The sequence below is a fragment of the Pantoea sp. X85 genome, assembly GCF_029623675.1.
GTDB classification, from domain to species: domain Bacteria; phylum Pseudomonadota; class Gammaproteobacteria; order Enterobacterales; family Enterobacteriaceae; genus Pantoea; species Pantoea leporis.
The window spans coordinates 2985694-3004673 of the sequence record NZ_CP121108.1 but is presented as its reverse complement, the minus strand read 5'-3'; the positions used below and the strand labels follow the sequence as shown (position 1 = coordinate 3004673).

Sequence of the window (18980 nt, the reverse complement as noted above, 5' to 3'; positions counted from 1 at the left end):
CGTAGCGGCGCGATTTATCGCGCAATGAATTGCGCCGCTACAGCCTGCACCACAACCCAATTAGCGGATGGCTTGCACCGTCATCGGTGAACCCGACTGATTACCCACCAGCTCGGTCAGCATATTATTCACGCCATCACTCATCGGGGTGAAACGCGTTAACGGCGAGCGAGTCACCACCACAAACACGCCGACGTTGTGCTGCGGCACCATCGCCATATAGGTAATGAAGCCGCCGCCACCGCCGGTTTTCTGAATAATCCCCGGACGACCTTCCTTCGGCCCCATATAGACCCAACCCATGCCCAGCGCATCGGCGCGGCCCGGCACATCCATGCCTTCCACTTTGGTTAGCTGGTCACGACGATAAATCAGCGTTTGCAGGCGATCAATTTGCGGCGTGCGGTGATTCACCGCCGAGTTAAGGAACTGCTGCATCCAGCGGCCCATATCGTCTGGCGTTGAGTAAACGCCGCCGCTGCCGATGGCCGCCAGCGTGTTGTTACACGGACTGGCACCTTTCTCGGCAATCATCAGACGCTGACACTGATCCGGTGACGGCGTAAAGGTGGTGTCTTTCATGCCCAGCGGACGCGTTATCAACTGCTGGAACAGTGCTGGATAGGGCATGCCCGCCGCTTTGGCGAGCGCATCGCTCAGCAGATCAAAGCCCAGGTTGGAGTAGGCGGCATTGGTGCCTGGCGCGGCCTTTAATGCCGCTCCGCTCAGCCACTGCCAGCGATCGGACCTGGTCGGCCAGACAAACACCGGACGATGCGGTTTACCGCCGGGCTGCTCGCGCGGCAGGCCGCTGGTGTGGGTGGAGAGGTTAATCAGGCGAATCGGCTGGCCGTTATAGCTTGGCACGCGCGCGCCAGGCGGCGCGTATTTGCTCAGCGGATCGTCAAGACGCAGTTGACCGCGTTCGGCCATCTTCACCATCACTTCGCTGGTCATCAGCTTGCTGAGCGAGGCAATACGAATCACCGAATCGGGCTGCGGACGCACGTTGTTGCCGGGGCGCGTATCACCAAAGCTGGCGAAAACCCGCTGATTGCCATCAATCGCCACCAGCGCCATGCCGGTTGCGCCGCTGCCATAGAAAATGTGCTCGGCGTAGCGATCAACAATTTGCGATGCCAACAGCGGATCGGGCGACGACTGCGCCATGCTTTTTAATGGAAGCACTGTAACCATTAAGGCCAGTAAAAAAGGAGTACGTTTTTTCAACGGGAAAGCGTCCGCTATAAGAATCGGAGGAAAGCTTATAGTAATCAGTTTGCGCGAGGCGTGAAGGGGGCAGGGCGGATTTTTTTCTGTTTCAGGCTGTGATCAAAAAATGGCCCTTACGCCAAAAAGACGCAGGGCCAGATCGATTAGTGCGGCTTGAGTAAAGCTTCAGTATGGCTGACGATGTTCTCGACGGTGAAACCGAATTCCGGGAACAGTTTGCCGGCGGGGGCTGACTCACCAAAGGTGGTCATACCGACAATCGCGCCATCCAGACCAACATACTTGTACCAGTAATCAGCAATACCGGCTTCGACCGCCACGCGCGCTTTCACGCCGGATGGCAGCACCGATTCGCGATACGCGACGTCCTGCTTATCAAACACGTCGGTGCTCGGCAGCGAAACCACGCGAATCTTGTGGCCAGCAGCGGTGAGTTTATCTGCCGCGCCCAGCGCGATTTCAATCTCCGAACCGGTGGCGATGATGATCGCATCCGGCGTGCCGTTGCTGTCCTGCAGCACATAGCCACCGCGCGCAATATTCGCCACCTGCTCTTTGCTACGCTCTGGCTGCAGCAGGTTCTGACGCGACAGGATCAGCGCGGTTGGCCCATGATGGCGCTCAACGGCGGCTTGCCACGCCACGGCAGTTTCCACCTGATCGCACGGACGCCACACACTCATGTTTGGCGTAACGCGCAGGCTGGCAATCTGCTCAACTGGCTGGTGTGTCGGACCATCTTCGCCGAGGCCGATGGAGTCATGCGTATAGACCAGCACCTGACGCGCCTTCATCAGCGCCGCCATGCGCACCGCATTACGCGCGTATTCGACGAACATCAGGAAGGTAGCGGTGTATGGCACGAAGCCGCCGTGATGCGCGATGCCGTTGCCGATCGCCGTCATACCAAATTCACGTACGCCGTAGTGAATGTAGTTACCGGCAGTATCCTCTTTGATCGATTTTGAGCCCGACCAGATGGTGAGGTTACTGGGTGCCAGATCCGCTGAGCCGCCGAGGAATTCCGGCAGCAGCTTGCCAAACACTTCCAGCGTATTTTGTGAGGCTTTACGGCTGGCGATTTTCTGTGGATTAGCCTGCAGCTCTTCAACAAACTTCTGCACTTCGCTACTCCAGTTAGCCGGCATTTCTCCGCTCAGACGACGGGTAAACTCCTGCGCCAACTCGGGGTGTGCCTCTTTATAAGCGGCAAACTTATCATCCCAGGATTTCTCGCGCTGCGCGCCCGCTTCTTTGGCATCCCACTGCTGATAAATCTCTTTCGGGATCTCAAACGGCGGATAGTGCCAGCCCAGTTTCTGCCGCGTCAACGCCACTTCTTCTTCGCCCAGCGCCGCGCCGTGCGACTCCTCTTTACCGGCTTTGTTCGGCGAGCCGAAACCGATAGTGGTGCGACAGATAATCAGTGACGGCTTGTCGGTAACGCTTTGCGCCTCTTTAATCGCCGCAGCGATCGCTGCCGAATCGTGGCCGTCGATACCTTCTGAGCTACCGATGACGTGCCAGTTGTAGGCTTCGAAACGTTTGTGCGTGTCGTCGGTGAACCAGCCTTCGGTTTCACCATCGATGGAAATACCGTTGTGATCGTAGAAGCCAATCAGTTTGCCGAGGCCGAGCGTACCGGCCAGCGAGCTCACTTCGTGCGAGATGCCTTCCATCAAACAACCATCGCCCATAAACACGTAGGTGTGGTGATCGACGATGTCGTGGCCGGGACGGTTAAACTGCGCCGCCAGCGTGCGTTCGGCAATCGCTAAACCGACCGCATTGGCCAGGCCCTGGCCGAGCGGACCGGTGGTGGTTTCCACGCCTGGCGTGTAACCGAGTTCGGGATGCCCCGGCGTTTTAGAGTGCAGCTGACGGAAGTTTTTCAACTCTTCCATCGGCAAGTCGTAGCCGGTGAGATGCAGCAGGCTGTAGAGCAGCATCGAGCCGTGACCGTTGGAAAGAATAAAGCGGTCACGATCGGCCCACGCCGGATTGTTGGGATTGTGTTTCAACACATCGCGCCATAACACTTCGGCGATATCTGCCATGCCCATCGGCATACCTGGGTGCCCGGAATTTGCTTTTTGTACCGCATCCATGCTGAGTGCACGAATTGCGTTAGCCAACTCTCTGCGTGAAGACATAAGGTTCTCCCTTGTGATTTGGCGATAGCGGATGAGCCAATGCCCATCCGCCATAAGAGTGAGTGCGGATTACAGACGAGAAGAGAGCACGTCTTCCAGCTTCTGCTGGTCGACGGCGAACTGACGGATACCGTCTGACAGTTTTTCTACCGCCATCGGATCCTGATTGTGTTCCCAGCGGAATTCCGCTTCAGACAGTGAAGCCGGCTGATGGAAACCTTCGGTTGATGGCTCCAGCTTACGCTCCAGCGGCGCGTCGCTGTTGGCCAGCTCTTCCAGCAGGTTAGGGGAAATGGTCAAACGGTCGCAGCCGGCCAGCGCCTGAATCTGTTCCACTTTGCGGAAGCTGGCGCCCATGATGACGGTGCTATAACGGTGCTTCTTGTAGTAATCGTAGATGCGGCGCACAGATTTCACGCCCGGATCTTCATCGACCACATACGGATCCATCGGTTTGCGGGTGTTGTACCAGTCGTAAATACGGCCAACAAATGGCGAGATCAGGAACACACCGGCTTCGGCACAGGCACGCGCCTGAGCGAAGGAGAACAGCAGCGTCAGGTTGCACTGAATGCCGTTTTTCTCCAGCTCCTCAGCAGCTTTGATGCCTTCCCAGGTTGACGCCAGTTTGATCAGAATGCGTGAGCGGTCGATGCCGTGCTCTTCGTACAGACGCACCAGCTTCTCAGCTTTGGTGACACACATGCCACGATCGAAGGAGAGGCGCGCATCCACTTCGGTCGAAACACGGCCCGGTATGCTTTTCAGAATTTCCATACCGAGGTTGATCGCCACTTTGTCGCTGGCGTTGATGATTTGCGTCTCTTTGCTGCCGCCCTGTTTTTTCGCGTAGTCGATGGCGTCATCAATCAGATGTTTATAACCCTCAAGACCGGCGGCTTTCAGAATCAATGAGGGGTTGGTGGTCGCGTCTTCTGGATTGTAATGGCGAATGGATTCGATATCGCCGCTGTCCGCCACCACGGTGGTGTATTGTTTCAATGCATCTAGCTGGTTCATCACTTAACTCCTTGATTAGCAATAATGTGGGCAAAGGTGTTGCACCCATTCCTGTTAAGTATTGGTCCAACACAGTGCTACAGACGTTACACGAAGAAAATGCGTTTTCTCTGATTGTGGCGTCGTGGCGCTTAAGAGGTGCGATAGTGAAAGGAGGACTGGCCTAAACGGTTCAGCTACGCTTTTTGCCATCAATAAGGATAGCAGGCTGTGCCGATCCCGCAGGCGAAGCGGTGGCAATCCGTGCCTTTCAGTCTGTGCGTTCTTTGAGCGCCTTCACCCTCTTTTGTGCCCCACATTCCTATACTGAATGCCTATTTAGCGATGCCAAAGGATGCCCAATGGACGATCAACTCAAGCAAAGCGCGCTCGATTTTCATCAATTCCCTACGCCCGGAAAAATTCAGGTTTCACCCACCAAACCGTTAGCCACGCAGCGCGATCTGGCGCTGGCCTATTCGCCCGGCGTCGCTGCGCCTTGTCTGGAAATTGCCGCCGATCCGCTGGCGGCGCGCAAATACACCGCGCGTGGCAATCTGGTGGCGGTGATCTCCAACGGCACCGCGGTGCTGGGGCTGGGTAACATTGGCGCGCTGGCGAGTAAGCCGGTGATGGAAGGCAAGGGCGTGCTGTTCAAAAAGTTCGCCGGCATTGACGTGTTTGATATCGAAATTGATGAGCGCGATCCCGATAAGTTGATTGAGGTGATTGCCGCGCTGGAACCCACTTTTGGTGGCATCAATCTGGAAGATATCAAAGCGCCCGAGTGTTTCTATATTGAGCAACAGCTGCGTGAGCGCATGCAGATCCCGGTATTCCACGACGATCAGCACGGCACGGCGATCATCTGTACCGCGGCGGTGCTCAACGGCTTAACCATCGTTAAAAAAGCCATCAGCGAGGTGCGGCTGGTGGTTTCCGGCGCAGGCGCTTCGGCGATTGCCTGTCTGAATCTGCTGGTGGCGCTCGGCATGCAGCAGCACAACATCGTGGTGTGCGATTCCAAAGGCGTGATCTATCGCGATCGCGAGCCGAATATGACGCCGACCAAAGCCGCATATGCGGTGGCCGATAGCGGCGCACGCACGCTGGACGAGGTGATTGGCGGCGCGGATATCTTCCTTGGCTGTTCCGGCCCCAAAGCGCTGACGCCGGAGATGGTGCAGAAGATGGCGCAGGATCCGCTGATTCTGGCGCTGGCCAATCCCGAGCCGGAAATCATGCCGCCGCTGGCCAAACAGGTGCGGCCCGACGCGATTATCTGCACCGGGCGCTCTGATTTCCCCAATCAGGTGAACAACGTGTTGTGCTTCCCGTTTATCTTCCGTGGCGCGCTGGACGTGGGTGCCACGGCAATCAATGAGGAGATGAAGCTGGCGGCAGTGCACGCGATTGCGGCGCTGGCACAGGCGGAACAGAGCGATGTGGTGGCGTCGGCGTATGACGATCAGGATTTGAGTTTCGGCCCGGAATACTTGATCCCCAAACCGTTCGATCCGCGTTTAATCGTGCAGATCGCGCCCGCGGTGGCGAAAGCGGCGATGGAATCGGGCGTCGCCACGCGACCGATCGAGTATTTTGATGCTTATCGTGAGCAGCTCACCGAGTTCGTCTATAAAACCAACCTGTTTATGAAGCCGATCTTTTCGCAGGCGCGTAGAGATCCCAAACGCGTGGTGCTGGCAGAAGGCGAAGAGGTGCGCGTGCTGCACGCCACGCAGGAGCTGGTGACGTTAGGGCTGGCGAAGCCGATCCTGATTGGCCGGCCGAATGTCATCGCTATGCGTCTGCAAAAGCAGGGTTTGAAGATCGAGGCCGGCAAAGATTTTGAGATCGTCAATAACGAATCGGATCCACGTTTCAAAGAGTACTGGAATGAGTATTACCAGATCATGAAACGGCGCGGCGTGACGCCGGAAACTGCCCAGCGCGCGGTGATCGGCAATCCCACGCTGATTGGCGCGATCATGGTGCATCGCGGTGAAGCCGATGCGCTGATCTGCGGCACCATCGGCGATTATCAGGAACATTATGATGTGGTGGAGAAAGTGTTTGGGCTGCGAGAGGACGTGAAGGTGGCGGGCGCGATGAATGCGCTGCTATTGCCGAGCGGCAATACCTTTATAGCTGACACCTACGTTAATGAAGATCCCAGCGCAGAACAACTGGCGGATATCACGCTGCTGGCGGCGGAAACGGTGCGACGCTTCGGCATTGAACCGCGCGTGGCGCTGCTGTCGCACTCCAGCTTTGGCACCTCAAATGCGCCGGGCGCGCGCAAAATGCGTGACGTACTCGCGTTGATTCAGCAACGCGCCCCGGACCTGGAGATTGACGGCGAAATGCACGGTGATGCGGCGCTGGTCGAGAGCATTCGCCGTGAACTGATGCCGGACAGCCCGCTAAAAGGCACCGCGAATTTGCTGATTATGCCGAACGTCGAAGCGGCGCGTATCAGCTATAACCTGCTGCGCGTTTCCTGCTCCGAAGGTGTCACGGTGGGACCGGTGTTGATGGGGATCAGCAAGCCGGTACATGTGTTGACGCGTATCGCCTCGGTGCGGCGCATCGTGAATATGGTGGCGTTAGCGGTGGTGGAGGCGCAGACCGAGCCGTTGTAACGACTTGATTGGCGAATGTGTTGCGCCGCAATGAAATTCTGCAAACCTTTTCGCGGCGCAATTCATTGCGCGATAAATCGCGCCGCTACGGGGTGTGCGGTTGGTTAATTATGTCGCTTCAACCAATCTTTGACTGGCAGGAAATCACGGTACAAGGCGGCTTCGGGGGAATCGGCTTCTGGCTGATAATCGTATTCCCAGCGCACCAGCGGTGGCATCGACATCAAAATGGATTCGGTGCGGCCGCCGGTTTGCAGGCCAAACAGCGTGCCGCGATCCCACACCAGATTGAACTCGACGTAGCGACCACGACGATAGAGCTGGAACTGGCGCTCGCGATCGCCCCACGGCAGCGCTTTGCGCCTGGCCACAATCGGCAGGTAGGCGTTGGCGAAACCGTTGCCGACTGCCTGCATGAAATCGAAGCAGTAATCGAAATCGGGCGTGTTCAGGTCGTCATAAAACAGACCGCCGATACCGCGCTGCTCGTCCCGATGCTTAAGGTAGAAGTAATCGTCGCACCACTTTTTGTAGCGCGGATAAACCTCCTCACCAAACGGCTGGCATAGATCGTGCGCGGTTTGATGCCAGTGCAGCGCATCCTCTTCGAAGCCGTAATAGGGCGTAAGATCGAAACCGCCACCAAACCACCACACCGGATCGGCGCCCGGTTTTTCCGCAATAAAGAAGCGCACGTTGGCGTGGCTGGTGGGCACGTAAGGATTGGATGGATGCACCACCAGCGATACGCCCATCGCTTCAAAGCTGCGCCCGGCCAGTTCAGGACGATACGCGGTGGCGGACGCGGGCATTTGATCGCCATGCACGTGCGAGAAGTTAACGCCGGCTTGTTCAAACACCGCGCCATCACGCAATACGCGACTGCGTCCGCCGCCGCCGCCGGGACGTTGCCACTCATCTTCGGCAAAGCTCGCCTTGCCATCTTCCGCCGCTAATTGGGCGCAAATATCATCTTGCAGCGCCAGCAAAAAGGCTTTGACGCGGGAAATATCGGGATTGCTCATCAGTCACTCGTTCCGGAAATTTGCCGCGATTCTACCACAGGATGAAGGCTATGCTTCGCGACGATCGACCTCATCGAAGTAGCGGGCGATGCCGTCGGCAATGGCGCTGGCAATTTTCTGGCGGAACGCCTGCGTGCCAAGCAACTGCTCTTCACGCGGATTGGTAATGAAGGAGGTTTCCACCAGCACCGAAGGAATCGACGGCGATTTCAGCACCGCAAACGCAGCCTGTTCGGTGTGCTGGCTGTGCAGATGATGCACCGGGCGAATCTGATCGAGGACGTGTTTACCCAGCGTCAGGCTGTTGCGAATGGTATCGGTCTGCACCAGATCGAACAGAATCTGGTTGAGGTAATGATCTTTATCCTGCACCTCAGCACCGCCCACTTTGTCGGCATCGTTTTCACGCTGCGAAAGGTAACGCGCCATCGCGCTGCTGGCACCGCGATTGGAAAGGGCAAAAACCGATGCGCCGTTAGCATCCGGGCTGGTGTAGCCATCGGCGTGAATCGACATAAACAGGTTAGCGCCGTGCTGGTGGGCGATTTCGACGCGCTGATAGAGCGGAATAAAGTGGTCGCTGTCGCGCGTCAGGCGCACTTCGATGCGTGGATGCGATTGCAGCAGCGTCTTCACGGTGTTAGCGATCGCCAGCACAATGTGTTTCTCTTCCGAACCCTCTTCGCCGACGGCGCCGGAATCGATGCCGCCGTGGCCGGGATCAATCATCACGATACGTTTGCCGTTGCTGGCGGGTTTCGGTGGCGTATGACGCGGACTAACGCGCAAATCGCTGTTCTGTTCTTTGGCCTGCACCGCACGCGGTGACAACACCGCCAGCGCTAAACCGGAAAGTATCAGTTGGCGACGATTGGTAAGGCGCTTAAGCAGTGAAATCTTCATCATTTACGGGTCCATGGCAGGTAAATCCTGCCCCGTGTTATAGCGTAACAATTGCCAGGCGGCGACCTCGCAACTATTTCAAGTGTTTACTTTCTATTGCAACAGACTAACAGCGATGTCGCGCTTTTTTTGCTCCGTTGTCACGCGTGAGGGTTGCGCCTGGCAAAGAATGCGTGATAATCAGCGAATTGTGCCTAACAGCAGGGTAACGTCGATGGAAATCCGTTCTTTCCGCCAGGAAGATTTTGAAGAAGTGATCACGCTCTGGGAGCGTTGCGATTTGTTACGCCCATGGAACGATCCGGAGCTGGACATTGAACGCAAAATGAACCACGACGCGGAACTGTTTCTGGTCGCGGAAGTCGGTGGCGAAGTGGTCGGCACGGTGATGGGCGGCTACGACGGCCATCGCGGCTCCGTCTACTATCTGGCGGTGCATCCTGATTATCAGGGCCGTGGCTTTGCCAATGCGTTGATGAATCGTCTTGAGAAGAAGCTGATTGCGCGCGGTTGCCCAAAAATCAATTTGATGGTGCGCGAAGAGAACGATCAGGTGGTGGCGTTTTACGAAAAGCTCGAATACGAGCCGGTGGACTCGCTGCTGCTGGGCAAGCGTTTGATTGAAGATCGCGAGTATTGAGAGTCGGTTTGAAATACCTTCCCGAAGAGTACGATGCGAAAGGGCAGCTGCGGCTGCCGTTTCTTTTCTGGCTGATCCTGTTATTGCAGGCGCGCACCTGTCTGCTGCTGGTGATGGCGGGCGCATCACGCCAGCAGGGCAATGATTTGCTGGCGCTGTTCTATCCCGACCGCCAAAGCTTCTGGCTGGGGATGGCGTTAGGCATTCCGGCGGCTATCGGCTTATTGCTGACCGGCTATCGCCAGCGCTGGCCGCGCTTGTGGCAAAGCTGGCGTCATGTGTTGAGCGCATCGCTACTTGTCAGCCTGCTGTTGCAGGGTTCCAGCCTGCTGCAAGGCGCCTTTCCCGACTCGCCGCTGCCGCTGTTATTGACGCTATTTGACCTGCTGGCGTTGTTCTGGCTGCAAACGCAACCTCGCCTGCGCGACTGCTTTCTGCCGGAACATCAGCAGGTCGAATAAACTTTTTGCCGGTTTGTGACTCCAACAGGCACGCCAATCGGCTTAGCAGATCAAGGAGTTTTCATGAAAGTTGTTCGTCACGCACTGCTGGTTAGCAGCATGGTTCTGGCCGGCTGCGCCAGTTCGGGTTCCTCTGGCAGCGCGAGCGATAGCGAAAGCCATTGGTACAATCCGCTTAGCTATCACTGGTCGGCGCTCAATCCACTCGGCTGGTTTGGTGGATCGCTGGAGGTTACCGAGCAAGGCGTTGCAGGCCTGACGAGCACCACCTCAATGTCGGAAGACGCCATCCATAAAGCGCTGAACGGCGATTACAAACTGCGTCAGGGCATGCGCACGCAGAGTGGTCAGGTGGTGGATTTCTGGCAGGCGCTGGATGGCGACAACGTTAAATTGGTGATTAACGGCAGCAGCAGCGTGGAGCGCATTGAAGTGCAGGATGCCGATGCCAAAGCGGCGGACGGCAGCAAGATCGGCGATCTGTTCAGCGACAAGTTCAGCAAAGCCTTTAACAACTGCAAAATGGTCACCGGTCTTGATGCACGCGATGTTGAGTGCCGTGCGCCGGGCAGCCAGCACATCTCCTACATTTACAGCGGTGAATGGCATGGTCCGGAAGGCTTGATGCCGTCGGACGATACCCTGAAAAGCTGGAAAATCAGCAAGATCGTCTGGCAGCGTTAAACCAGATAAAACTTGCTTAAAAACCCACTCAAAAAGTGTGGCTTTCCGGTATGATGCGGGCGAAAAAATGTCGTCTAATCTTCATGCCGGAGAGCATAGCAATGTCTCAGTTTCAGAGCGGGATCCTGTTGGAGCACCGCCGTTTCGCCATTTGGCTCGAAGCCCGCGTCATGGGAGATCTTGACGCGCTGCGCCAAGGCAGCAAATTCTTCTTACAGCAGCTTGCAGCGCTGCAGACGCAATTCAGTGATGCCGGATTGGGCGCGGTGATCGCCTTTGGTGATGCGCTGTGGCGCGATCTGCAAGGCAACGCTTCTGCACCTGAACTCAAAGCTTTCGCCGCGCTTGGCAACGGCATTGCGCCTGCCACGCAGCGCGATTTGCTGATCCATATTCAATCTCAACGACACGACGTGAACTTCGCGCTGGCTCAGGCGGCACTTAGCGCCTTTGCCGCTGCGGTCAATATCGAAGAAGAGACGCACGGTTTCCGCTGGATTGAAGATCGCGATCTGTCGGGCTTCGTCGATGGCACGGAAAATCCGCAGGGCGAAGCGCGCAAGGAGGTAGCGATTATCAGCGCAGGCGCGGATGCGGGCGGCAGCTATGTGTTTACCCAGCGCTGGGAGCACAACCTTAAGCTGTGGAACCGCATGGCGGTGGAGAAACAGGAAGCGATTATTGGCCGTACTAAAGAGACGGATGAAGAGCTGCCGGGCGATCAGCGTCCTGCGACATCGCATCTCAGCCGCGTCGATCTGAAAGAAGAGGGCAAAGGGCTGAAGATTCTGCGCCAGAGCCTGCCATACGGCAGCGCCAGTGGCACGCATGGGCTGTACTTCATCTCTTACTGCCATCGTCTCTACAATATCGAGCAGCAATTGCTAAGCATGTTCGGCGAGCGCGACGGCAAAATGGACGCCATGCTGCGCTTCACCAAACCGGTTAGCGGCAGCTACTTTTTTGCGCCGTCGCTGGATGCTTTGCAAGCGCTGTAACCTTTATGTATTAAGGTCAACCTGGCGCGATTCATCGCGCCGCTACGGATATCAGCACTTAATTTGTCGCGGCGCCATTTATTGCGCAATGAATCGCTTAGTGCCGATTTACATTTCCATTCGCCGCATAAACTCTCCCGCCGTCTTATGCCTTTTTAGACTTTGAAATCCCTAAACGATATATAAAACCGTTACAGCTTTCCCCTGAGTTATAAATACACTGACAGCATCTAATGGCATTGGCTTAACTGCCGTCTTTCAGGGTGCAGCATGACACTTCCGATTTCGAAAAAATGGCTTGGCGGTATCGCGCTGTCGTGTGCTTTAGCCGGTGCGGCGCAAGCGACCGAGTTGCTGAATAGCTCTTACGACGTTTCGCGCGAACTGTTCGTTGCCCTGAATGCACCCTTTGAAAAACAGTGGGACGCTGCCCATCCTAATGACAAGCTGACCATCAAGCAGTCGCACGCCGGTTCTTCTAAGCAGGCGCTGGCGATTCTGCAAGGGCTGCGCGCCGATGTGGTGACCTACAATCAGGTGACCGATGTGCAGGTGCTGCACGACAAAGGCCAACTGATTCCCGCTGACTGGCAACAACGTCTGCCAAACAGCAGCTCACCGTTTTACTCCACCATGGCGTTTCTGGTGCGTAAAGGTAACCCAAAGCAGATTCACAGCTGGGCCGATCTGGCGCGCGATAACGTGAAGCTGATTTTCCCTAACCCAAAAACCTCGGGTAACGGCCGTTACACTTATCTCGCCGCGTGGGGCGCTGCCGATCAGGCGGATGGCAAAGATAAAGCCAAAACTGAAGCCTTTATGGCGAAGTTCCTCAAGAACGTGGAAGTGTTTGATACCGGCGGTCGCGGTGCGACCACCACCTTTGCCGAGCGCGGTCTGGGCGATGTGCTGATCAGCTTTGAATCGGAAGTGAATAACATCCGTAATCAGTACGGCAAAGACGACTACGAAGTGATCGTGCCAAAAACCAATATTCTGGCGGAGTTCCCGGTGGCGTGGGTCGACAAAAATGTCGAGCACAACGGCACCGCAGACGCGGCCAAAGCTTATCTTAATTATCTCTACACGCCTGAAGCGCAGAAAATCATCACCACTTACTACTATCGCGTGAATAACCCGCAGCTGATGGCGGAGCAGAAAGATCGCTTCCCACAGACTGAACTGTTCAACGTCAAAGACGCCTTTGGCGGCTGGGATAACGTGATGAAAGTCCATTTTGCCAATGACGGCGATCTGGACAAATTACTGGCAGCGGGGCGCGGTTAATGTTCGCGCTCGCTCAAAAACGTGTTTTGCCCGGCTTTGGATTGAGTCTCGGCACCAGCTTACTCTTCACCTGTCTGATTCTGCTGCTGCCAATCAGCGCGCTGCTGATGCAGCTGTCGCAGATGACGCTGGCGCAATACTGGGCGGTGATTAGCCATCCACAGCTGATCGCCGCGTATAAAGTGACGATTCTGGCGGCGGGCGTGGCCTCGCTGTTCAACGCCGTCTTCGGCATGCTGATGGCGTGGATTCTGACGCGTTATCGCTTCCCCGGCCGCACGCTGCTGGATGGTTTGATGGATCTGCCGTTTGCGCTGCCGACTGCGGTGGCAGGTTTAACGCTGGCGGGTCTGTTTTCGGTCAACGGCTGGTACGGTCAGTGGCTGGCGCATTTTGATATTAAAGTCTCTTACACCTGGCTCGGCATCGCTGTGGCGATGGCCTTTACCAGCATTCCGTTTGTGGTGCGTACCGTGCAGCCGGTGCTGGAAGAGTTAGGTCCGGAATATGAAGAAGCCGCGGAAACGCTGGGCGCAACGCGCTGGCAGAGCTTCCGTCGCGTGGTGCTGCCAGAAGTGGCGCCGGCATTGCTGGCCGGCACTGCGCTGTCGTTTACCCGCAGCATCGGTGAGTTCGGCGCGGTGATCTTTATCGCCGGCAACATCGCCTGGAAAACGGAAGTGACCTCGCTGATGATTTTCGTGCGTCTGCAGGAGTTTGATTATCCGGCGGCGAGCGCCATCGCCTCGGTGATCATGGCGGCTTCTTTGCTGCTGCTGTTCGCGATTAACACCTTGCAGAGCCGCTTCGGCCGTCGCTTAGGAGGCCACTGATGGCGGAGATTTCACACATCAACCACGCCGACCGCCAGCCAATCAACTGGGGCAAGTGGCTGCTGATTGGCATCGGTGCGCTGGTTTCCATCCTGCTGCTGATGGTGCCGATGGTTTCCATCTTCTGGGAAGCGCTCAACCAGGGTTGGGTTGCCTCGCTGAGTAACCTGAAAGATGGCGACATGCTGCACGCCATCTGGCTGACCCTTTTGGTGGCGCTGATTACCGTACCGGTCAACATGGTGTTCGGTACGCTGCTGGCGTGGCTGGTGACGCGCTTCACCTTTCCCGGCCGCCAGCTGCTGTTGACGCTGTTTGATATCCCGTTTGCCGTGTCGCCGGTGGTTGCCGGTTTGATGTATCTGCTGTTCTGGGGCGTCAACGGTCCTGCCGGTGGCTGGCTGGATGCGCATAATATTCAGATTATGTTCTCCTGGCCGGGCATGGTGCTGGCCACCATCTTCGTTACCTGTCCTTTTGTGGTGCGTGAGTTGGTGCCGGTGATGCTGAGCCAGGGCAGTCACGAAGATGAAGCGGCGGTGTTGCTCGGCGCATCCGGCTGGCAGATGTTCCGCCGCGTGACGTTGCCGAATATCCGCTGGGCGCTGATGTACGGCGTGGTGCTGACCAACGCACGTGCGATTGGCGAATTTGGTGCGGTCTCGGTGGTTTCGGGATCGATTCGCGGCGAAACCTATACCTTGCCGCTTCAGGTTGAATTACTGCATCAGGATTACAACACCGTGGGCGCCTTTACTGCCGCCGCGCTGCTGACCCTGATGGCAATCGTAACGCTGTTTCTGAAAAGCGTGGTGCAGTGGCGATTAGAGCATCAGCAGAAGCGCCTACAGGAGGAAAATCATGAGCATTGAGATTAAACAAATCAACAAATCGTTTGACCGCACATCGGTTCTTAACGACATCTCTCTGGATATTCCTTCCGGCAAGATGGTGGGGCTGCTGGGGCCATCCGGTTCTGGTAAAACCACGCTGCTGCGTATCATCGCTGGGCTGGAACATCAGAACAGCGGACAGATCCATTTCAATGGCAAAGACGTCAGCCGCATTCATGCGCGCGATCGTCAGGTGGGCTTTGTGTTCCAGCACTACGCGCTGTTCCGCCACATGACGGTGTTCGACAATATCGCCTTTGGCCTTACTGTTCTGCCACGTCGCGAACGTCCAGGTGCTGCTGAGATCAAACAGCGCGTTACGCGTCTGCTTGAGATGGTACAACTTTCCCATCTGGGCAACCGCTTCCCGGCGCAGTTGTCCGGTGGACAGAAGCAGCGTGTAGCGCTGGCGCGTGCATTGGCGGTAGAACCGCAAATTCTGCTGCTGGATGAGCCGTTTGGGGCGTTGGATGCGCAGGTGCGTAAAGAGTTGCGTCGCTGGCTGCGTCAGTTGCATGAAGAGTTGAAATTCACCAGCGTGTTCGTGACCCACGACCAGGAAGAAGCGATGGAGGTGGCGGACACCGTGGTGGTGATGAGCCAGGGCAACATTGAACAGGTTGGTACGCCAGATGACGTATGGCGCGATCCATCGACGCGCTTTGTGCTGGAATTCCTTGGCGAAGTGAATCGCTTTACAGGCGAAGTACACGGCTCGCAGTTCCATGTGGCCGCGCATCGCTGGTCGCTGGGCTACACGCCTGCGCATCAGGGCGAAGTTGAACTGTTCCTGCGTCCGTGGGAGATCGATATTTCACGCCAGAGCAGCCTGGAAACGCCTTTGCCGGTGCAGGTGCTGGAGATCAGCCCGCGCGGCCACTTCTGGCAGTTGGTAGTTCAGCCGAGCGGCTGGCAGGGCGAGGTGTTCTCCGTGGTGTTCGACGGCGATCACCATGCGCCGATGCGTGGTGAACGCCTGTTCGTTGGCCTGCAACAGGCGCGAATTTACCATGGCACTACGCCGCTGCGCCCGGTTGCCTTTGCCGAGAGCGCCTGATATTTTTGACACTCCTTCGGGCGGGACTTTCCCGCCCGTTTTATTTGCCCCTCTTTCGTCTGGAATTAAACCGTGACCACACTGGAAAATACCATCGGCAATACGCCGTTGATAAAGTTGCAGCGGCTGACGCCTGATAACGGCAGCGAGATCTGGCTAAAGCTGGAAGGCAACAATCCAGCCGGTTCCGTCAAAGATCGTGCGGCCTGGTCGATGATTCATCAGGCGGAGTTGCGCGGTGACATCAAACCGGGCGATACCTTAATTGAAGCCACCAGCGGCAACACCGGCATTGCGCTGGCGATGATCGCCGCGATGAAGGGCTACAAGCTGCGCCTGCTGATGCCCGATAACATGAGCCAGGAGCGCCAGGATGCGATGCGCGCCTACGGCGCTGAATTGCTGCTGGTATCGCGCGAGCAGGGCATGGAAGGGGCACGCGATTTGGCGCAGGCGATGGCCGATCGCGGCGAAGGACGCGTGCTGGATCAGTTCAACAATCCCGATAATCCCCTGGGCCACTATCTCACCACGGGCCCGGAAATATGGCAGCAAAGCGCTGGCCGCATGACGCATTTTGTCTCCAGCATGGGCACCACCGGCACCATTACCGGCGTTGGACGTTACCTGAAAGAGTTCGCGCCAGCGGTGCAGATAATTGGCCTGCAGCCACAAGAGGGCAGCAGCATTCCCGGTATACGTCGCTGGCCGGAAGCCTATCTGCCCGGCATCTTCCGCCCGGAGTTAGTGGATGAGGTAATAGATATGGCGCAGCGCGAGGCGGAAGAGACCATGCGCGCGCTGGCGCAGCGTGAAGGGATTTTCTGTGGCGTCAGCTCTGGCGGCGCGGTGGCCGGCGCATTGCGTATCGCCACGGCCCAGCCTGGCAGCGTGGTGGTGGCGATTGTGTGCGATCGCGGCGACCGCTATCTCTCAACCGGCGTTTTCCACTGATCCCACTTTCCCACCGATGATTTGGCCTGCGCGTACTGTGATGGTACGTCCAGGCCATTTTTGTCTATAGTCTTCGTAATATTCGTCTGACGTAAGCAACGTAAGGATCGCGTAAAACCGGCTGCGTTCGTTGTGGACTCAGGACAAAATAGCGGCAATTTACACGAGAGATAACGATGAAAATTCTGCTGGTTGATGATGATGTAGAACTTGGCACCATGTTGAGCCAATACCTGATTGCTGAAGGTTTTGAAACACAACTGGTTTTAACCGGTAGCGCCGGGGTGGAAGGCGCGTTATCGGGCAACTATACCGCAATGATTCTCGACATCATGCTGCCTGATATGAGCGGCATCGATGTGCTGCGCCAGGTGCGACAGAACAGCCGGTTACCGGTGATTATGCTGACGGCGAAAGGCGACAATATTGATCGGGTGATCGGCCTGGAAATGGGGGCGGATGATTACATGCCGAAACCGTGCTATCCGCGTGAACTAGTGGCCCGTCTGCGCGCCGTGCTGCGTCGCTTTGAAGATCAGACTCCGCTGCCGGATAAGAAAGAGCTGCTGCGCTGGGGCGATCTCAGCCTCAATCCCGCCACGCGTATCACCGAATGGCAGGGCAAAGCGTTCGATCTGACGGCTTCAGAGTTTAACTTGCTGGATTTGCTGCTGCGTGCGCCGGATCGCGTGGTGTCGAAAGATGAGCTGTCGGAAAAAGGCCTTGGCCGTCCGCGCGAAGCTTACGATCGTAGCGTTGATGTGCATATCAGCAACATCCGTCAAAAGCTGGCAGCGTTAACTGCCGACAGCGTCAACATTGAAACTGTGCGCAGTATTGGTTATCGCATTCGATGAAACACAGCTATCGCGGCCGCATGTTCTGGAAAATTTTGCTGGGCTTCTGGATTGTGTTTGTCATCATCAGCCAACTGTTGTGGCTAGGTTTTACGCTCTCCGGTAATCGACATGAGCCGCCAGAGCTGGTGGCGATTCGGCGTATCGTTAATCTGCAAATGGCGTCAGCGGTTTCAGTGCTGGAGCGCGGTGGTCCCAGCTCGCTTGATGACATGATGGCGGACTGGGAACCGAACGATCGGCAATTCTTCTCGGTGATCCAGCACGAAAAACCCGCTGCGACGCCCAACAATGCGCCGCCAGAAAGCATCAACGAACCCTTTCAGGGACCGTTTCCTGATGTGATTGTGCGTTGGGTAAAAGGGCAGGATAGCAAACAGTACGAGCTGCGTTACGACGTTAAAGGTCTGCGCGAAGACAGCTCAATGGGCGGCGGCCGCCCGCGCCGCATCCTGAATATCCCCGAACCGATGTTTACCTTCGCTGGCGCATTGGGGCTGCTGTTTAGCCTGCTGCTGGCGTGGAACCTGACGCGACCAATGCGGCAGCTGCGTGAGGGCTTTGCGCGCGTCTCCAGCGGTGATTTGTCGGTACGGCTCTATCCGGTGATGCGTAAACGCCATGATGAGCTCTCGAACGTTGCGCAGGATTTTGATGCGATGGTGGAGCGCCTCGATACGCTGGTGAAAGCACGTGAGGAGCTGCTGCATGATATCTCCCACGAGCTGCGTTCACCGCTGGCGCGCTTGCAGCTGGCGACCGGCCTGGCGCGGCAGACGCCGGAATCCGTCGAATCCTCGCTCAATCGCATTGATGAGGAAGCCCGACGCCTCGACAAGATGATTGGCGAGCTGCTGACGCTTTCGCGCGCTGAGCACGAAAGTATGCCGGGAGAACAATATTTCGACCTTACCGGCCTGCTGCATGCGGTGGTGACCGATGTGCGCTACGAAGCGCAAATTCCCGGCGTGATTGTCGATTTCCAGGTGGATGAGAATGCCGATTACACCGTTCACGGCAATGCGGAACTGATTCGTCGTGGTGTGGAGAATGTGCTGCGTAATGCGCTGCGATTCTCGCACAAAGGGCAGCACATCAACGTGCGGCTGCAGGCGGAAAATCAGTGGCTGGCAATTAGCGTGCGCGATCAAGGGCCGGGCGTGGACGATGAGAAGCTTTCGAGCATCTTCGATCCTTTTGTACGGGTTAATTCTCCGCTGATGGGCAAAGGCTACGGTTTGGGGTTATCGATTGTGCGTAAGGTCATTCTGGCGCATCACGGCGAAGTTCAGGCGGTAAATCGCCCGGAAGGTGGTCTGGAGTTAACGTTAAGGTTACCGCGCTGGAAACAGGAATGATTT

General features: G+C 56.7%; 17 protein-coding genes. 12 read left to right on the top strand and 5 right to left on the bottom strand.

Features of this window, described 5'->3' with window-relative positions:
- Window positions 1–60: 60 nt before the first annotated feature.
- The 3 genes from ampH to tal all read right to left on the bottom strand — a co-directional run bounded on the left by ampH (window position 61) and on the right by tal (window position 4406).
- Window positions 61–1230 (bottom strand): D-alanyl-D-alanine-carboxypeptidase/endopeptidase AmpH, encoded by a 1170-nt coding sequence (ampH, locus tag P6287_RS14040; RefSeq protein WP_137386250.1) that lies wholly within the window; start codon window positions 1228–1230, stop codon window positions 61–63.
- A 146-nt stretch (window positions 1231–1376) separates the two neighbouring features.
- The gene (gene tkt / locus P6287_RS14035) at window positions 1377–3386 is read right to left on the bottom strand and encodes a transketolase (protein ID WP_277973939.1); all 2010 of its coding nucleotides are present in this window, start codon (window positions 3384–3386) and stop codon (window positions 1377–1379) included.
- Between the two features lie 69 nt (window positions 3387–3455).
- Entirely contained in the window at window positions 3456–4406 is a 951-nt protein-coding gene (gene tal, locus P6287_RS14030) for a transaldolase (RefSeq protein ID WP_101763551.1), read from the bottom strand.
- A 341-nt stretch (window positions 4407–4747) separates the two neighbouring features.
- On the opposite strand from tal, the gene maeB reads away from it, so the two are divergent.
- Window positions 4748–7027: an NADP-dependent oxaloacetate-decarboxylating malate dehydrogenase gene (gene maeB / locus P6287_RS14025; RefSeq protein ID WP_277973938.1), complete on the top strand. Its 2280-nt coding sequence runs from the start codon at window positions 4748–4750 to the stop codon at window positions 7025–7027.
- A gap of 104 nt (window positions 7028–7131) precedes the next feature.
- Here the strand turns inward: maeB and hemF are convergent, their stop codons facing one another.
- Together hemF and amiA are read right to left on the bottom strand one after the other, a co-directional pair.
- The gene (gene hemF / locus P6287_RS14020) at window positions 7132–8052 is read right to left on the bottom strand and encodes an oxygen-dependent coproporphyrinogen oxidase (RefSeq protein ID WP_277973937.1); all 921 of its coding nucleotides are present in this window, start codon (window positions 8050–8052) and stop codon (window positions 7132–7134) included.
- A 48-nt stretch (window positions 8053–8100) separates the two neighbouring features.
- Window positions 8101–8958: an N-acetylmuramoyl-L-alanine amidase AmiA gene (gene amiA, locus P6287_RS14015; RefSeq protein ID WP_277973936.1), complete on the bottom strand. Its 858-nt coding sequence runs from the start codon at window positions 8956–8958 to the stop codon at window positions 8101–8103.
- A gap of 211 nt (window positions 8959–9169) precedes the next feature.
- Here amiA and P6287_RS14010 point away from each other — a divergent pair, with 211 nt between their 5' ends.
- The 11 genes from P6287_RS14010 (at window position 9170) to P6287_RS13960 (ending at window position 18977) form a co-directional block, all read left to right on the top strand.
- Window positions 9170–9595 (top strand): GNAT family acetyltransferase, encoded by a 426-nt coding sequence (locus P6287_RS14010; protein ID WP_061717913.1) that lies wholly within the window; start codon window positions 9170–9172, stop codon window positions 9593–9595.
- Between the two features lie 8 nt (window positions 9596–9603).
- Window positions 9604–10056, top strand: coding sequence for a DUF2919 family protein (locus tag P6287_RS14005; RefSeq protein ID WP_277973935.1), 453 nt, complete (start codon window positions 9604–9606; stop codon window positions 10054–10056).
- A 63-nt stretch (window positions 10057–10119) separates the two neighbouring features.
- Window positions 10120–10740, top strand: a complete 621-nt coding sequence (locus tag P6287_RS14000) for an RpoE-regulated lipoprotein (RefSeq protein WP_192411420.1) — start codon at window positions 10120–10122, stop codon at window positions 10738–10740.
- 101 nt (window positions 10741–10841) lie between these two features.
- Window positions 10842–11738 carry a Dyp-type peroxidase gene (locus P6287_RS13995; protein WP_277973934.1) on the top strand — a complete coding sequence of 299 codons (897 nt, stop codon included), beginning with the start codon at window positions 10842–10844 and terminating at the stop codon, window positions 11736–11738.
- 270 nt (window positions 11739–12008) lie between these two features.
- Window positions 12009–13025, top strand: coding sequence for a sulfate ABC transporter substrate-binding protein (locus P6287_RS13990; protein ID WP_277973933.1), 1017 nt, complete (start codon window positions 12009–12011; stop codon window positions 13023–13025).
- A complete protein-coding gene (gene cysT / locus P6287_RS13985) occupies window positions 13025–13858 on the top strand; it encodes a sulfate/thiosulfate ABC transporter permease CysT (protein ID WP_064739484.1) in 834 nt (277 codons plus the stop codon). The genes P6287_RS13990 and cysT overlap by 1 nt, the downstream gene beginning before the upstream one ends.
- On the top strand, window positions 13858–14730 hold the full coding sequence (cysW, locus tag P6287_RS13980; RefSeq protein WP_277973932.1) for a sulfate/thiosulfate ABC transporter permease CysW: 873 nt from the start codon (window positions 13858–13860) through the stop codon (window positions 14728–14730). The genes cysT and cysW overlap by 1 nt, the downstream gene beginning before the upstream one ends.
- Entirely contained in the window at window positions 14720–15808 is a 1089-nt protein-coding gene (cysA, locus tag P6287_RS13975) for a sulfate/thiosulfate ABC transporter ATP-binding protein CysA (protein WP_277973931.1), read from the top strand. The genes cysW and cysA overlap by 11 nt, the downstream gene beginning before the upstream one ends.
- 72 nt (window positions 15809–15880) lie before the next feature.
- The gene (gene cysM / locus P6287_RS13970; RefSeq protein WP_110866517.1) at window positions 15881–16762 is read left to right on the top strand and encodes a cysteine synthase CysM; all 882 of its coding nucleotides are present in this window, start codon (window positions 15881–15883) and stop codon (window positions 16760–16762) included.
- Between the two features lie 176 nt (window positions 16763–16938).
- A complete protein-coding gene (locus P6287_RS13965) occupies window positions 16939–17619 on the top strand; it encodes a response regulator transcription factor (protein ID WP_008107810.1) in 681 nt (226 codons plus the stop codon).
- The gene (locus tag P6287_RS13960; protein WP_210081296.1) at window positions 17616–18977 is read left to right on the top strand and encodes an ATP-binding protein; all 1362 of its coding nucleotides are present in this window, start codon (window positions 17616–17618) and stop codon (window positions 18975–18977) included. The genes P6287_RS13965 and P6287_RS13960 overlap by 4 nt, the downstream gene beginning before the upstream one ends.
- Window positions 18978–18980: the final 3 nt, after the last annotated feature.